We start from the raw sequence: 2094 nt of genomic DNA on the forward strand, positions 1-2094 counted from the left end.
GGCCAGCACCGGCTCGCGTACCGCCGTGCGACGCACCGGGGCGGCTGCCTGGCGGGGGCGCGGTACGGCGGCGGCCGGGGCGCGGGCGGCCGCGACTGCCGCGCTGGCCGACGGCGCGGACTGACCGTCCAGCTTGAACAGCGACACCGCGTCGGTGAGGTGGCCGGCCTGCTCTTCCATCGAGCGCGCGGCGGCGGTGGCTTCTTCGACCAGGGCCGCGTTCTGCTGGGTGGTCTCGTCCATCTGGGTGATGGTCTGGTTGACCTGTTCGATGCCCGCCGACTGCTCCTGCGAGGCCGCCGAAATCTCGGCCATGATGTCGGTCACCCGCTGCACCGAGGCGACGATCTCGCCCATCGTTTGGCCGGCCTGGTTGACCAGTGCCGAGCCCTCGGCGACCTTGCCGACCGATTCATCGATCAGGCCCTTGATCTCCTTGGCGGCGCTGGCCGAGCGCTGGGCCAGGGTGCGCACTTCCGAGGCCACCACGGCAAAGCCACGACCCTGTTCGCCGGCACGTGCCGCTTCCACCGCGGCGTTCAGCGCCAGGATGTTGGTCTGGAAGGCGATGCCGTCGATGACGGTGATGATGTCGGCGATACGACGCGAGGACGCATCGATTTCATGCATGGTACTGACCACGCGGCCGACCACTTCGCCACCCTGCGAGGCCACGCCATGCGCGCCGATCGCCAGCTGGTTGGCCTGACGGGCGTGCTCGGCGTTCTGGCGCACGGTGGAGGTGAGCTCCTCCATCGAGGCGGCGGTCTCTTCCAGGTTGGCGGCCTGCTGCTCGGTACGACGCGACAGGTCGTTGTTGCCCGAGGCGATCTCGCCGGCCGCCGTGCTGATACTCGAGGAGGCCTGCTGGATGCGACCGACGATCTGGGTCAACTGGGCGACGGTGGAGTTCGCGTCGTCGCGCATGCTGGCGAACACGCCGTGGAACTGGCCCTGCATGCGTGCGGTCAGGTCGCCATTGGCAATCGCCTGCAGCAGGTGCGAGAGCTGGGACAGGTTRCCGTCGGCCACTTCCATCATGGTGTTGAGGTGTTCGATCATCACCCGGAAATCGTGATCGAAGCGCAGCGCATCGCCACGCTGGCTGAAATCGCCCGCGGCTGCCGCCTGGGCCAGCGACTGGATCTGGGTGTTGATCGCCAGCAGGCTGGCCTTGGCCGCGTCCATCGATTCGTGCAGGATCGCGCGGCTGCCCGGCAGGCGGCGCGCATTCTGCGACAGGTCGCCGGCCGCGTACTGGTTGAGTACGGCGATGGCGTCCTTGATCGCGTCCAGGTGGTCGAACACTACCGTGTTGGTGCCCACCGCCAGTTCGCCGTAGACGCCCGGGAAGTCCACCGGCATGCGGTGGGAGATGTCCGGGCCGGCGTGCATGGCCGACATCTGACGGGTTTCATCCGAGTAGCGGCGCAGCATGCTGGTCATCTCGCCGGTGGCCACCAGCATCTGCCCGACTTCATCGGTACTGGTGGCGCGGGTGCTGACGCTGAGGTCGCCCCGGGCGACCGATTTGATGGCATGCACGGCCTGCGACAGCGGACGGGTGATCACGCGCGAGATGACGAAGGCCAGGGCGGCGGCAACCAGCGACAGCAGCACCATGCAGGCGATGATCGCGGTCACGCTGGTGCGGTGGGTGGCGTTGGCCGCATCGATGCGGCCGGCCATGAGGCTGTTGCTGTATATGCCGAGCGCTTTGAGATCCTCGAACAGCTGGCGCCGCGCCGGACGCGATTTGTTGTCGGAGATGTCGCGGGCGGCGGCGGCGTCGCCAGCGGCCACGGCAGCGCGCAGGTCGGTGTTGGCGCGGAAGTAGGCGTCGGTGTCGGCGGCGACCTTGGCATACAACGCGCGCTCGCGATCATTGGCCGGCAGTGCGGCATAGGCGGCCAGCTCATCGCGGACCAGCTTGGCCGAGTCGTCCATGCGCTTGTTGTAATCGGCGACCTTGTCCGGCTGGTCGAGCATGCTGACCTGGGCCAGTTCGTAGGTGCGGAACTCCCCCAGCACCGCGCGCGCTTCGCCCAGGTGCTGAAGGGTTGGGATGTTGTTGCCGGCCATGGCGGCCAGTTC

1 protein-coding gene is annotated in these 2094 nt (G+C 68.1%); it reads right to left on the reverse strand.

Annotation, left to right across the window (positions count from 1 at the left end):
• Nucleotides 1–2094: methyl-accepting chemotaxis protein (locus tag ACXJKH_RS19215; RefSeq protein ID WP_457321765.1), on the reverse strand; the 2094-nt coding region annotated here is incomplete at both ends.

The sequence above is a fragment of the Stenotrophomonas sp. P5_B8 genome (assembly GCF_054049855.1).